Source organism: Rhizobium sp. CG4, assembly GCF_023701965.1.
Taxonomy (GTDB): domain Bacteria; phylum Pseudomonadota; class Alphaproteobacteria; order Rhizobiales; family Rhizobiaceae; genus Agrobacterium.
In genome coordinates, this window is record NZ_JABAEG010000006.1 from 277019 (window position 1) to 290072 (window position 13054).

The window sequence follows — 13054 nt, forward strand, 5'->3', positions numbered from 1 at the left end:
CAGACCTGCCGACGGCTGGACGATCGGCAGGCCTGTCAGTTCCGATCGTTACGCGGCTTATGAGTTGGCGAAGATCTTTTTCCAGAATTGCCCGTTCGTCAGGAACAGGCCGAGCAGGATGAACACAAATGTGACGGCAATCATCAGGCTGGAGACAGCAGCGATTGTCGGGTCCTGCTGGAATTCAAGGTAATGATAGAGCGCAACGGGAAGTGTCTTAACCGCGGGCTGCACCACAAATAGCGTTGTTTCCACCTCGTCAAAGGATGTGATGAAGCAGAAGAACGATGCGGACAGCAACGCCACACGCATTTGCGGCAGGGTCACCAAAAAGAACGCGCGAACCGGGCCGGCGCCCAGATCGCGGGCCGCTTCTTCCAGTTTGGGATCGACATCTTCGAGAGCGGCGAGGAAGATGATCACCACAAATGGGACCACAAGAATGACATGCGCAAGCGCGATGCCCGGTAGAGTGCCGAACAGTTGCGAGCGTGTCGTGACAAACAAGATGAATAGACCAAAACCCAGCACCACGCGTGGTACGACGAGCGGCGCAAGCAGTACGGAGCGAAGGACTTCGCGCCCCCGGAAACGGAACCGCGAAATGGCGTAGGCGGCGGGTATGCCGATCATTACGATGACGAGGGTTGCAAGTATAGCGACCGCCAGAGAACGCCACAGGCCTGTGATAAAGCCCTGATTGGCAAGCGCCTTTTGAAACCACGCCAAAGTCAGGCCGGGTGGCGGCCAGGCATTATAGGCGCTGACATTAAATGCATTGATGATCACAACAATAATAGGCGCGGCCATGAAGACCAGCGTTGCGCCGAGAATGATATTGAGGATGGTGCGTTTCAACGCGTCGCTCCTTCATAACGGAACAACCGTCCGAGGCGACGAAGGCTGAAAAGAACAAGAACGGTGATGCCAAGCAGCGTGAGACTTTGGACCGCGGCCAGTGCCCAGTCGAGACTGCCGATATTGTCATAGATCAGCCGCGGCAGGGTCAGCACACGTCCACCGCCCAAAATGGAAGGTGTGACGAAGGCAGAGGCGGCAAGCGCAAATACGATCTCGATTGCCGAGAGAATGCCGGGCAGCGTCAATGGAAAGATGACACGCAGCAATACCTGCACGGGGTTCGCCCCCAGATCTCTCGCCGCTTCGATGCCACTGGGTGGCAACTGATTGATGGAACTTAACAGCGGCAGAACCGCAAATGGCAACATCACATGCACCATGGCAATCAGCGCGCCAAAATCATTCAGCATCAGTCGAAACGGGCCAAGGCCAGCAATACCAAGCACGGAGTTCACCAGCCCTTGGCTGGAGAGCAGAACGATCCAGCCGTAGGCCCGCACAATCACGCTCATCAACAGAGGTGTGAAAAGAACAGTGAAGGCAATGCCGCGGGCCAGCGGTGATTTCAGTTGGTTGAGTGCAAAGGCAACCGGGTAACCGATGAGGAGGCAGAAAAATGTCACACGGGCTGCCAACCACAGGGTGGTCCAGATGACCTTCCACGAAAACGGGTCGGTGATGAACCGTGCCCAGACTTCCAGCCCGATAGCTTGCCTGCCGGAGAAGCCAAAGCCGATGACCAACGCCAGACTGGCGATAAACGGCAGTGCCACCAGCACAACGACCGGTGAGATCAGCAGCAGCCAGGGTGAGCGCTCTCGGAGGGTCATTTCGATGATGTCTCTGCCGGCGAGCGATTGAGCAAGATTGCGGCGTCATTTTCCCAGCGCAGACCAACCTGTTGACCGGCTTCGGGCAGTGCGCCTGAGGGGGCAAGTGCCGAAACGTTCAGCTCGTCGCCACCGGGCAGGCCGAATGTGTAGAGAACCGTCGTTCCCTGAAACAAAGTGCGCAACAGTGGTAGGCTGAGTTTGGCGTCTTGTTGTGTGGCGAGATGTAACCGTTCAGGGCGAATGGAAAGCAGCACCTTGTCACCGACGGCCAGTGTTTCCTGGCCGATCAGCACGAAAGTCAGCCCTTGCGCCGAAACGTGTGCTTCATTGCCGTTTTTGGCTGTCACTTCGCCGCTCAGAACATTGGTCTGCCCCATGAAGCGGGCGACAAATTCGGAGGCAGGGCGGTGAAAAAGCGCCAGTGGTGTATCAACCTGTTCAAAACGCCCGGCATTCATCACAGCGACGCGGTCAGACATCGCAAGTGCTTCCTGTTGATTGTGGGTGACGTACACAAAAGTGGTGCCGGAGGCGCGTTGAATGCGAACCAGTTCCTGCTGCATGTGCAATTGCAGCTGCAGGTCCAGAGCGCCCAAGGGTTCGTCAAGCAACAACACCGCAGGATCATTGACCAGCGCACGGGCGATAGCCACACGCTGTTGCTGGCCGCCTGACAATTGGGAAATGGCGCGCTGTCCGTATCCCTCAAGCTTTACGGTTTCCAGAATGGCAGAGACGCGGTTGCGTATCTCATGTTTTGACGTGCGTTTGAGCTTCAGCCCGAAGGCGATGTTATCAAAAACACTCAAATGAGGAAAAAGGGCAAGCTTCTGGAACACCATATTGGTCGGCCGGCGCTCCACGGGAACACCGATGACCGACTTGCCGCGGATGGTGATTTCACCTTCTGTCGGTGCTTCCAGACCCGCGATCATGCGAAGTGTCGTGGTCTTGCCGCATCCTGATGGCCCCAACAGGGAGAAGAACTCTCCCTGACGGATATCGAGGTTCAAAGGTTCAACGACGGTCTGGTCGCCAAACTTTTTGCCGACATTGCTTAGGCGTATGTCGATGGCTGCTGCCGTCACGACAGGTTCGCTTTCACGCGCCGGTTCCACTGGTCGAGCCAACCCGCATGGTTTGCAGCGATCTTCGCGTAATCCAGTCTCAGGGCCTTGGCGAGTTGCTCGCTGGAGACGGCCGGATCATTGGCTAGTTCTTCTGGCAGACCACTATTATCTTTCAGGACAGGTACAACTGAGGCAGTGACCGCGTAATCGATGATGTTTTCGCGTGTCAGGCTTTCATTGATCAGGTTGCGGCCAACGCGCAGCTGATCATCCGTGCTGCCGTTCAACAGCTGGAAACCTTCAGGGAACAGGATTTGCCCTTCTTCCGGTATCGCATAACCGAATGGTGCGCCTTCCTTGATCCAAGGCAGTACAATACCGCGGAAGTGCGGTGCAATCCAGACTTCACCACTTGCCAGAAGCTGCTGGATCTGGGCGTTGGAGTTGAACAGCGAATGGATGTGGCCGGACTTGGCGGCTTCTTCGTAAATCTTCAGCGCAGGTTCAATGTCATCGATGCTGCCGCCATTGGCATAGGCGGTTGCAAGCACGCCATTGCCTGTCCAGAAGCCATCGAAAGTCGCGACACATCCGTGATACTTAGGGTCGAACAGGTCTTTCCAGGACTTCGGTGGTTCCTTGACCTTTTCGGCATTGTAGATGATGCCGCCGAGGTCAATCCACGGGAATGCGCCGACGTCGTTTGGCAGGCGAAAGTCGTCGTGGATATTGTCGAGGTTCTCTACGTCGGCAGCGTTCAGTGCCACCCATGCATCTTCGGCGAGGCCACGTGCGGTGTTTTCGAGGTTGAAGAAACCGACATTGATCGGTGGAGGGCTGCCTGCCTTGCGGGCGGCTACAATGGTGTTGAGCACCGCATTGGATGAGCCCGGTGCAACGGTGATGCTGACGCCGGGATTGGCAGCCTGAAATGCGCTCGCAACCTTTTGCGGTACAATTTCCTGCGCGCCTGTCCAGACCTGCTGCTGGATCTGAACATTATCGGCTGCGAAAACGCTGGACTTACCAGCCAGTGTCAGTGCGGCGGCTGAGGCGCCTGCGGCACCTAGAAAATGACGACGTGAAAGCGTGTGGGTCATGGATTTTACCCTGCGTTGGGGAGATTATTGGGGGCGGGAGGAAACAGTAATGTCGAGCGCTCTCGTTGCGGTCAGCGCCTGATAGATCGAGCAATTATCGAGGTAGAGCTGGCGTAGACGGTTGGCCTCGGTCTGATCGATACCTTCGACTGCGACGTCGAGATGGAGCGAGCCGAGGTTTGTCTGACCCTCGACCCGCTGGAAACGGGCATCAATATGCACATTTCGAAATGCGGGCAGATCAGGCTCAATTGCGCCTCTGAAAACGTTCAATGCACAGGTGACGAGCGCGCCACCAATCAGGTGCGAGGTGCCTGCTGCCTGTCCGCGACCACCTTTGCCAGCGGTTGCGTCGGTCACGATCTGGAAGCTGTCATTGCCGATCAGAAAGCGGCCCGGAATATGGGTTGTCGCACCTTCAATCTGCACATCGGTGATAATCTTGCTCATTGTATTCAACCTCTGAAACGGTCACGCAGCGTTCCGGCTGCATAGTCTGTACGGAACTGCCCGCGTTTTTGCAGGATCGGCAGAACCTCATTGATGAAGATGTCGAGTGGTTCGTCGTAATAGGGCAGGGACAGGTTGAAGCCGTCGACGGCACCCGTTTCCCACCAGTGTCCCAGACGGTCGGCTAGCTGCTCGGGCGTGCCGACGAAATAGCCGCCGTCATTGCTGCCTTCGAGATGTTTGGCAATGTCGCGCAGCGTGTGGTTCTTGTCCTTGATCAGACGCAGGATTTGTTCGTAGCGGCTTCTTAGGCCCTGAACCTGATCCGGCTCTGGCAAAAGCTCATGCGGGATGGGTTCATCGGGTCCAATCTCAGACAGTTCCAGTCCAAACCAACTGCGCATCGACCCATAGACGTGATCGACTGTTGACAGTTCATGCAGCTCTTGCGCGATGTTTTTGGCTGCCTGCTCAGTGTCTGCCAGTACGGGGCAAAGGGCTGCCAGAACGGAGATTGCGTTACGCGGCCGTCCGGAACGTTCTGTTGCTTCCCTGATCTGTTTGGTGAACGCCAGCGTCTGGTCAAAGTCGTCGCCTGGTGCGTAAATCGCGTCCGCATAGGCACCGGCAAATTTCTGGCCGCTGGCTGATGCGCCAGCCTGAACGAGCAGAGGGTGGCCCTGTGGTGGTCGCGGGCTGGTCAGCGGGCCGCGTACATCAAAATAGGGCCCCTTGTGATCAATGGCGTGAACCTTGTCATAATCGACCAGTGTTCCCTGAGCCTTGTTTCTGACGAGAGCGTCTGCTTCCCAGCTGTCCCACAGCTTTCGCACCACATCGACAAATTCTGCAGCACGATCATACCGCGTCGCATGTTCGGGGATCGGGCGGTCTCCGAAGTTTGCTGCTGATTCCGGATGGAATGTCGTGACAATGTTCCAGGCCGCGCGACCTTTCGAAATGTGGTCGAGGCTTGCGAATGCGCGGGCGACGCTGAAGGGGTCCGAATAGGTTGTCGATGCCGTGGCGATGAGACCAATATGTCTTGTGGAGACAGCCAGCGCCGAGAGAAGTGTCAAAGGCTCAAAGAGCCAACTCAACCCTTTCCAAGGGTGATTGATGACCGAGAGACCGTCGGCAATGAACAGCGAGTCGAATTTGGCCGCCTCAACCTTGCGGGCGATCTCAATGTAATAATCAATGTCGAGAATTTCATTGATGCGGTTTTTAGGGTGCCGCCATCCGGACAAGTGATTGCCCTGTAACCGCATAAAAAGGTTGAGGTGGATTTCCCGCTGGGTCATCTGTTTGCCTGCACTGCTCGTCTGCAACAAAAAATAGAACTGGTACTTCGGGTGTCGGTTCTGTGTTCCAGCTCACGCCCATGCATCGCAGGCGATGAAGTTTTCAACGCGCCTCAGTTTTGTGTAACTGTATGAAAATAAGTAATTATTTTCCGATTTCGGAGTGTGTGGAAACGGACGTCTGTCCCGCTCATCTTATGTAATTAAAATCTATCAAATTTATAGGTAATATAATCTAATATCCCGACGACAATGAGAATTTCTTTGCAAACCAACGCGTGGGGAAGCGTGAATCGTGAAGGGGAGGTCACAGGTCGTGCGCGGTTGCAACGGACGTTTGATGTCGGTTGTGCACATTGACGGAAATTCCCTTCAGGAACTTCCGGTTCTGCCGACTGCTTTCATCGGGAGACAGCCTTGGCCATGCATGGCTCTATCGCCAGCTATGGGTCGTTAAACAGAGAGCCTGCGCTTCGCTCAGTCTTCCCGCGCGACATTGCTGAGCGGCGAGGTGGTGCCATCTGAAAATCCGCGATAGCGCAAATGGCTGCGGTTCAGATGGGCGCGCATGGCTTCTCGCGCTTTTTCCGAAATACCGGAGCTGATTGCCTCGCAGATGGCGCGGTGTTCGACAACGGTGTTTTGAATGTAATCCGGGGTAATCAGTGCAGGATTGAGTTGTCTCGAAAAGGCTGGCTGCGGCAGGATTTGCAGGCTCATCAGACTGAAAAATTCGATAAAGGCGCCGTTATTCGTCGCTTCGGCAATCGAGCGATGGAAAATGAAATCGAGATGGTCGAGTGCGCTTTCATCTTCCAGCGATGCTTCGAACTGGCGCGCGGCATTCCAGATGTTCGATTCCTGCGCCCATGAACGGCGGGTAGCGGCCAGGCCGGCTGCATGAACCTCGAAGGCCATTCTTAATTCCAGGAGATCCATGAATGAAGTTTTCAGGCGCGCAAATGGAGCGAGCGCTACGTCTGCATCGAATGTATCCGGTTCGCTCTCAGCCACTCGGGGCGCTTGCCGGACAAACACGCCAACCCCGTGCCGTGATTCCACCACGCCGTCGGATCGCAACGCCGAGACGGCTTCACGGATGACTGTTCTACTGACGCCGAACTGCTGTGATAAGTCATTGAGTGAACCCAGCTTGAAACCACTTTCAAACTGGCTTTCGCTTATGTGGGTTTTCAACGCCTGTATGGTTCGGCCTGTCAGAGTATCCAAAGTTCGCAGTTCCTGTATCGCTTATGTTTTGCGGTAAAATCTCACTTCTGTCGGCAAGGTATCACTACTTGGCCAAGTGATGCTACCTCTTTGGTCAATTTTCGCTTTTTAAGTGTGCGCACTCTGAGGTTGAGATGGCGGCTGTACGGTATATTTGGACGATAAGTTGGCTTTTATTTTAAAAAAAAATTTGTATTGCCGCACAATTTCAGAAAATTCAGAGATGAGATAGCACTAATAAAAAGGATTAAAAACATACTGTTAGAGATATTTAATGGATTTAATTTTCAAGAGATAGTATCTCTTTGTTTGTTGTTGACAAGAGGTACTATTTCAATAATGCTCTACCTCAGAACAAGTGAGCTTACGACCAGTCAGATGTAACAAGACGGTTGGCGATTGGCTCCGGGAACGTGGTCCGCGCACACTGCGCGTTCAAAAATTAAAATGGAAAGCTGCTATGGGTGCCGTCTCCGCACGTCTCACAGAGCTGGGCATCGTATTGCCGTCGATTGCCCCGGCTTCAGGTAATTACATTTCGCACCGAGTGGCGGGAAGTCTGCTGTTCGTTTCGGGTCAGATACCCAGAATAGATGGCGTCGAGCATTTTGTCGGCGTTGTCGGTCAGGATATTTCGCCCGGCGACGGTTATCAGGCCGCCCGGCTTTGCGCACTCAATGTCATAGCGCGTGTCAACGCTGCGCTGGACGGGGATCTAGACCGGGTGGTTGCCTGTGTCCAGCTTCGCGGCTTCGTCAATGCGCCACCTGATTTCAAAGGGCATCCGGCCGTCGTTGATGGTGCTTCCGATCTTCTTGTCGAGATATTTGGAGACAAGGGCCGTCATGTCCGCACCGCACTTGGCGCGGGATCTCTGCCGCGCGGATCATCTGTCGAGATTGATGCCATATTTGAAATCGCACCTAACGCCTGACAACAAAAAGGGGAACTGGCCATGAACGGGACCAGCATGTCGGAAAAAGCCATAGAGATGACCGGCGTCAACAAGTGGTATGGCACGCTCCAGGTGCTGAAGGGCATCGACCTCAATGTCGCACGGGGCGAACATATCGTTTTGTGTGGCCCCTCTGGATCGGGAAAGTCGACTTTGATCCGCTGTATCAACCACCTTGAGGAAATCCAGCAGGGCAAGATTGCCGTTAATGGCACCGAACTCAGCCAGAAAGGTAACAACGCAGACCATATCCGCCGTGATGTCGGCATGGTTTTCCAACAGTTCAATCTGTTTCCGCATCTAACCGTTCTTGAAAACTGCATGCTGGCGCAGCGTCGCGTTCGCAAAACGCCGGTTGCCGAGGCGAGAGACAAGGCAATGCGTCATCTGGAGCGCGTCCATATTGCCGAACAGGCCAAAAAATTCCCGGCCCAGCTTTCCGGCGGACAACAACAGCGCGTCGCCATCGCCCGGGCATTGTGCATGGATCCCAAGATCATGCTGTTTGATGAGCCGACGTCAGCTCTTGACCCGGAAATGGTCAAGGAAGTGCTTGATACGATGGTATCGCTGGCCGATGACGGCATCACAATGATCTGCGTTACTCACGAAATGGGATTTGCGCGCGCTGTTGCCCACCGGGTGATTTTCATGGACCGCGGCGAGATCATCGAAAGCGCCAAACCGGACACGTTCTTCAGCAATCCGGCCCATGAGCGTACCAGAACGTTCCTCAGCCAGATCCTCAACCACTGAGGAGTGACCGATGAATTATACGTTTGATTTTACCCCTGTATTTGCCGCCTGGCCGATGCTCGCGGACGGCATCATCGGCACATTGAAGATGTCGTCGCTGTCGATGGTCTTTGGTTTGAGCCTTGGCATCGTCTTCATGTCCATGCGGATGAGTAAGACGCCCGTGCTGCGCACCATCGCCATTGGCTACATCGAACTGATCCGCAACACGCCAATTCTGGTGCAGGTATTCTTTGTGTTCTTCGGCATGCCAGCACTGGGCATACGGTTAAGCGGAGAGCAGGCGGCGATCCTAGCCATGACACTGAACTGTGCGGCCTATGCGGCGGAGATTGTTCGCGGCGGTGTGCAGTCCATTCGTCCTGGCCAGATCGAGGCGGGCAGAGCGCTTGGTTTGCACACGGTGGACATTTACCGCTTCGTTGTGTTTCGGCCTGCCATCCGTGCTGTTTATCCGGCGCTGTGCAGCCAGTTTATCCTGATGATGCTGAACTCCAGTCTGATGTCATCGGTGTCGGCGGAAGAACTGACCTATTTCGCCCAGACGCTGGACTCCCAGACCTTCCGCAGTTTCGAGATCTATCTCACCCTCGGTGCCATTTATCTTGCGCTGTCGCAGTTCTTTTCCATCGCTCTCGGCGCCATTGGCCGAGTGTATTTCTCCTATCCTGTAAAGTGAGGCAGTGCGATGATCCGTCAATTTGGTTGGGGAGAGTTCCTGTTCTTGCTGGAAGGCGCGCGTTGGACGGTCGTCCTGTCGCTTCTTGCCTTCACAGCCGGAGGCGCGCTCGGACTGGCAGTCGCACTTGGACGTACCAGCAAATGGAAATGGCTGCGTATTTTGATGGCGACCTACATCCAGATATTCCAGGGTACGCCGCTGCTCGTGCAACTGTTCTTCGTGTATTTCGGCCTGCCGCTGGTCGGCATTAAGGTGGATGTCTGGGTGGCGCTGACCATTGGTCTTTCGCTGCACACCAGCGCCTTTCTCGGTGAAATCTGGCGCGGCAGCATTCAGGCGGTTCCTGATGGGCAGAGCGAGGCGGCGCGTGCGCTTGGTATTGGTTACGTACACCGCATGGTCGATATTGTACTGCCGCAGGCATTCCGCATAGGCCTGCCAGCGACCATCAGCTTCCTGGTCAATCTGATCAAGGGTACAGCTCTTGCCGCACTTCTCGGCCTGACAGAGCTTACCCGCTCTGGACAGCTAATGGCCAACATCACGTTTCAGCCGCTGCAGGTCTATGGGGCTGTTGCACTCATCTACTTCTTCATCTGCATACCACTGACCTATTGCAGTGCACGGATCGAAAGGCGCCTGAACGCCGCTCGGTAACACAAGAACGCATGACAAAAAACCAACCAGAGGTGACACTATGTTCAATACAGCATTCACTCTTTCGCGTTCCAAAGCCCTCGGCGGATTGACTGCCGTCCTTCTTGCCGCGACCTCATTTGCGACGTCGGCACTGGCTGTGACGCCGGAAGAAATCAAGGCCAAAGGCACCGCTACCATTGGCGTACAGATGGACCAGTTCCCCTGGGGCTTTATTGATCCAAAGGGTCAGAACGACGGCTTCGATATCGAGATTGCCAACATGATTGCCAAGGAACTTGGTGTTGAGGTGAAATTCGAGCGCATCACCGGGCAGAACCGTATTCCGCTGCTGGTCAACGGCAATGTCGACTTCCTGGTACCGTCGATGACGATTACCGAGGAACGCGCCAAGGTCATCCAGTATGTCATTCCTTATTCATCGAATGACATCACGGTCTGGGGCAAGAAAGATGCTGACATCAAGGCGAACGAAGATCTCGGCAAGTTCGTGATCGGCGTTAACCGCGGCAGCGCTTTTGAACCACTGCTGGTCAAGGTTGCGCCTCCAGACACCCAGATCAAACGTTTTGACGATGACGCAACAACCGTTCAGGCACTGCTTTCTGGCCAGGTCGATGCCATTCTTGGCAGCGTGACATACGGCATTGTTATCAAGCAGGCCGGTTACGATGCGCAATTCGACCGCAAGTACAAGGTTGCAGACAATTTCCAGGGCATGGCAGTGCGCAAGGGCGATCAGGAATTGCTGGATTACCTGACGGACTTTGTCACCCGCCACACGGCAGACGGCACGCTGGATGCCGCCTACAAAAAATGGATCGGGGTTGATCGGGCCAAGTTGCCAACGACCCTGCCGGGTGTCGATTTCACCGGCAAACAGTAACGCTGAATTTCTGCGCGGCCGCTGCGGCCGTCGCGCAGAACACCTCAATATCAACAATTCAAGAGCTTTTGGCCTCCACCTGATTGTGTGGGTGGGGGAACGGCGGACGCACGTCAAAAATTGAACGTCCCGCGCCCGGCACAACCAGCAGCTCGCTTACGGAGCATGAGTTATAAAATGGCGAAAGATGGCAAGCAGATCAGGGTCGGTGTCGATATCGGTGGCACCTTCACCGACGTTGCGATGGAGGTAGGCATCACGCTCCATTCGATCAAAGTGTTGACCGATTACTCTTATCCCGAAAACGCGATCGTCAAGGGTATCCGACAGGTGGCGGAGGTGGCGGGTGTCGAGCTTTCCGAGATCGATACGATCATCCACGGCACCACGCTGGCGACCAACGCATTGATTGAACGACGTGGCGCGCGCACGGCCTTCATCACCACCAAGGGCTTCCGTGACGTCATCGAAATGCGCACCGAAAGCCGTTTCGAACAATATGATCTCAATATTGTTCTGCCGGCGCCGCTCGTGCCAAGAAACGAACGTTTTGTCATCGATGAACGTATCGGTGCAGATGGCTCGGTGCTCAAGGCACTGGATATCGCCGAAGTGGACGCGCTGTGTGACCGCATTATTGCAGCTGGTTACGAGAGCGTCGCGATCGGTTTCATCCACTCCTATCTGAATGGCGAGCATGAAAAGGTCGTTCGCGAACGCCTACTTGCCAAAAAGCCGGATATTTCTGTGTCGATCTCGTCTGAGGTCTCGCCGCAGATGCGCGAATTCCAGCGTTTCAACACGGTTTGCGCCAATGCTTTCGTCAAGCCGCTGATGGCGTCCTACCTAAACCGCCTTGTTGGCCGGTTGACCGAAGAAGGCACGCGCTGCCCGGTCTTCATGATCCATTCCGGTGGCGGTATCATCAGCGTCGAAAGCGCCGTTGAATTCCCGGTTCGTCTGCTTGAATCCGGACCGGCTGGCGGTGCCATTTTTGCAGCCCATATTGCCAGCAGCTATGGTCTCGATCAGGTTCTGTCCTACGACATGGGCGGTACGACCGCCAAGATTTGCCTGATTGAAAAACAGACACCAAAAACATCGAAAACCTTTGAAGTCGCCCGTACATGGCGCTTCAAGAAGGGCAGCGGCATGCCGATTTCCATTCCGGTTATCGAAATGGTCGAAATCGGTGCCGGTGGTGGCTCTATCGCAACCATCGACAGCATGCGCCAGATCCGTGTTGGGCCGCACAGTGCGGGTTCCGAGCCAGGCCCTGCCTGCTACGGTCGCGGCGGTGCAAACCCGACGGTAACCGACGCCGACCTTATTCTTGGTCGTCTTGACCCGGATGAATTTGCCGGTGGCGCCATGAAATTGGACCGCCCGGCCTCTGACAAAGCCATGGACACCGACATCGCCTCCAAACTTGAAACGGACATCGCAACGGCTGCTTACGGTCTCAGCGAAGTGGTTGATGAGAACATGAGCAATGCCGCGCGTATGCATGCGGTGGAAAACGGCAAGGAACTCTCCGAGTTCACCATGATTGCCTTTGGTGGTGCAGCACCAATTCATGCGGCACGGCTGTGTGAAAAGCTCGGCATGTCGGATCTACTGATCCCGCCTGGTGCCGGTGTTGGTTCGGCTATCGGCTTCCTGCGTGCGCCTTTCGGTTTCGAATCCGTTCGCAGTGCTTACAGCCGTCTCAGCCGATTTGAGGCCAAGGCTATCAACCAGACGATCTCCGACCTGATTGCCGAAGCCACGTCCTTCGTTCGTTCCGGTGCTCCAGATGCCGATCCGGCACTCGAGTGCACGGCTTACATGCGTTACGTCGGTCAGGGATGGGAAGTGCCTGTCACTATCGACGTCCGTGATTACGCCGACACAGACGATAAGCTGTTCCGTGACCTGTTTGATGAACAATATGAACAGTTCTTCGGCCGTGTCATTGACGGTCTGGATGTCGAGATCGTTAGCTGGTCGCTGCGTGCAACGTCAAAAGTCACGCCTCCCGGCCGTATTGGCAAGACTGAAAAGGCTGCCAGCGCCAAAGCCAGCGGTGTGCGTGAAATCTTCGATGTGCAGGAAGGCAGCTTCCAGAAAGCCTCGATTGTGTCGCGCAGCGACATGAAGGCCGGCGACTGGGTCTCAGGACCTGCCGTCATCACCGAACGCGAAACCTCGACCATTATCACCGCAAGCCGCGAAGTCATCATGCAAGCTGACGGATGCCTGCTCGTACGCGTCAAGCAAAGCGCTTGAAC

At 55.2% G+C, this 13054-nt stretch carries 13 protein-coding genes; 6 read left to right on the top strand and 7 right to left on the bottom strand.

Annotation, left to right across the window (positions count from 1 at the left end; translation table 11 throughout):
* Positions 1-57: 57 nt before the first annotated feature.
* From HGO37_RS18245 to HGO37_RS18275, 7 genes are all read right to left on the bottom strand, one after another.
* Positions 58-858, bottom strand: coding sequence for an ABC transporter permease (locus HGO37_RS18245; RefSeq protein ID WP_250984562.1), 801 nt, complete (start codon positions 856-858; stop codon positions 58-60).
* A complete protein-coding gene (locus HGO37_RS18250) occupies positions 855-1691 on the bottom strand; it encodes an ABC transporter permease (protein ID WP_250984563.1) in 837 nt (278 codons plus the stop codon). Before HGO37_RS18250 ends, HGO37_RS18245 begins: the two co-directional genes overlap by 4 nt.
* Complete coding sequence (locus HGO37_RS18255; RefSeq protein WP_250984564.1) at positions 1688-2812, bottom strand: ABC transporter ATP-binding protein; 1125 nt, start codon at positions 2810-2812, stop codon at positions 1688-1690. The genes HGO37_RS18250 and HGO37_RS18255 overlap by 4 nt, the downstream gene beginning before the upstream one ends.
* On the bottom strand, positions 2779-3864 hold the full coding sequence (locus HGO37_RS18260; RefSeq protein WP_250984565.1) for an ABC transporter substrate-binding protein: 1086 nt from the start codon (positions 3862-3864) through the stop codon (positions 2779-2781). Before HGO37_RS18260 ends, HGO37_RS18255 begins: the two co-directional genes overlap by 34 nt.
* A gap of 24 nt (positions 3865-3888) precedes the next feature.
* The gene (locus HGO37_RS18265) at positions 3889-4314 is read right to left on the bottom strand and encodes an OsmC family protein (RefSeq protein ID WP_250984566.1); all 426 of its coding nucleotides are present in this window, start codon (positions 4312-4314) and stop codon (positions 3889-3891) included.
* Between the two features lie 5 nt (positions 4315-4319).
* Positions 4320-5618, bottom strand: coding sequence for an LLM class flavin-dependent oxidoreductase (locus HGO37_RS18270; RefSeq protein ID WP_250984567.1), 1299 nt, complete (start codon positions 5616-5618; stop codon positions 4320-4322).
* Between the two features lie 477 nt (positions 5619-6095).
* Positions 6096-6848: a FadR/GntR family transcriptional regulator gene (locus tag HGO37_RS18275; protein ID WP_250984568.1), complete on the bottom strand. Its 753-nt coding sequence runs from the start codon at positions 6846-6848 to the stop codon at positions 6096-6098.
* 460 nt (positions 6849-7308) lie between these two features.
* On the opposite strand from HGO37_RS18275, the gene HGO37_RS18280 reads away from it, so the two are divergent.
* The 6 genes from HGO37_RS18280 (at position 7309) to HGO37_RS18305 (ending at position 13052) form a co-directional block, all read left to right on the top strand.
* Entirely contained in the window at positions 7309-7782 is a 474-nt protein-coding gene (locus HGO37_RS18280; RefSeq protein WP_250984569.1) for a RidA family protein, read from the top strand.
* A 21-nt stretch (positions 7783-7803) separates the two neighbouring features.
* Entirely contained in the window at positions 7804-8559 is a 756-nt protein-coding gene (locus tag HGO37_RS18285; RefSeq protein ID WP_174014749.1) for an amino acid ABC transporter ATP-binding protein, read from the top strand.
* Between the two features lie 10 nt (positions 8560-8569).
* Positions 8570-9238 carry an amino acid ABC transporter permease gene (locus HGO37_RS18290; RefSeq protein ID WP_192489668.1) on the top strand — a complete coding sequence of 223 codons (669 nt, stop codon included), beginning with the start codon at positions 8570-8572 and terminating at the stop codon, positions 9236-9238.
* Positions 9239-9247: 9 nt separating this feature from the next.
* The gene (locus HGO37_RS18295) at positions 9248-9898 is read left to right on the top strand and encodes an amino acid ABC transporter permease (protein WP_060725904.1); all 651 of its coding nucleotides are present in this window, start codon (positions 9248-9250) and stop codon (positions 9896-9898) included.
* A gap of 40 nt (positions 9899-9938) precedes the next feature.
* Positions 9939-10784, top strand: a complete 846-nt coding sequence (locus HGO37_RS18300) for a transporter substrate-binding domain-containing protein (RefSeq protein WP_192489667.1) — start codon at positions 9939-9941, stop codon at positions 10782-10784.
* 177 nt (positions 10785-10961) lie between these two features.
* A complete protein-coding gene (locus HGO37_RS18305) occupies positions 10962-13052 on the top strand; it encodes a hydantoinase/oxoprolinase family protein (RefSeq protein ID WP_250984570.1) in 2091 nt (696 codons plus the stop codon).
* Positions 13053-13054 lie beyond the last annotated feature (2 nt).

What these genes read in the sequence shown, in the direction of transcription:
- HGO37_RS18250 (WP_250984563.1), bottom strand. Translation starts at nt 1,691, where the DNA reads ATGACCCTCCGAGAGCGCTCACCCTGGCTGCTGCTGATCTCACCGGTC.
- HGO37_RS18260 (WP_250984565.1), bottom strand. Translation starts at nt 3,864, where the DNA reads ATGACCCACACGCTTTCACGTCGTCATTTTCTAGGTGCCGCAGGCGCC.
- HGO37_RS18265 (WP_250984566.1), bottom strand. Translation starts at nt 4,314, where the DNA reads ATGAGCAAGATTATCACCGATGTGCAGATTGAAGGTGCGACAACCCAT.
- HGO37_RS18270 (WP_250984567.1), bottom strand. Translation starts at nt 5,618, where the DNA reads ATGACCCAGCGGGAAATCCACCTCAACCTTTTTATGCGGTTACAGGGC.
- HGO37_RS18280 (WP_250984569.1), top strand. Translation starts at nt 7,309, where the DNA reads ATGGGTGCCGTCTCCGCACGTCTCACAGAGCTGGGCATCGTATTGCCG.
- HGO37_RS18285 (WP_174014749.1), top strand. Translation starts at nt 7,804, where the DNA reads ATGAACGGGACCAGCATGTCGGAAAAAGCCATAGAGATGACCGGCGTC.
- HGO37_RS18290 (WP_192489668.1), top strand. Translation starts at nt 8,570, where the DNA reads ATGAATTATACGTTTGATTTTACCCCTGTATTTGCCGCCTGGCCGATG.
- HGO37_RS18295 (WP_060725904.1), top strand. Translation starts at nt 9,248, where the DNA reads ATGATCCGTCAATTTGGTTGGGGAGAGTTCCTGTTCTTGCTGGAAGGC.
- HGO37_RS18300 (WP_192489667.1), top strand. Translation starts at nt 9,939, where the DNA reads ATGTTCAATACAGCATTCACTCTTTCGCGTTCCAAAGCCCTCGGCGGA.
- HGO37_RS18305 (WP_250984570.1), top strand. Translation starts at nt 10,962, where the DNA reads ATGGCGAAAGATGGCAAGCAGATCAGGGTCGGTGTCGATATCGGTGGC.